At 42.3% G+C, this 253-nt stretch carries 1 protein-coding gene; it reads right to left on the reverse strand.

Going from position 1 to position 253, the window contains the following annotated elements; genetic code table 11:
- Positions 1 to 213: NTP transferase domain-containing protein (locus A3751_RS21455; RefSeq protein ID WP_156492723.1), on the reverse strand; the 213-nt coding region annotated here is incomplete at its 3' end.
- Between the last annotated feature and the right edge of the window lie 40 nt (positions 214 to 253).

The following is a 253-nucleotide window of genomic DNA, read 5'->3' on the forward strand; positions in this document are numbered from 1 at the left end:
ATTTAGTGGGTACTCAAACTGTTGATAATGGGCACGTAATTGATCTGCACCGTGACCAATAACAACGTGAATTCTATCTGGATTCAGTGCAAGTGCGGTCTCTAATACGTGTGTGAGCATTGGTTTGCCAGCAAGTGTATGCAATACCTTAGGCTTATCAGACTTCATACGGGAGCCTTTACCCGCAGCTAAGACGATAATGTGAAAATCCATATCTCGTTCCAATTCTCTCGTTTTGTTTAATTGTAGTCGC

The organism is Oleiphilus sp. HI0080 (assembly GCF_001635135.1).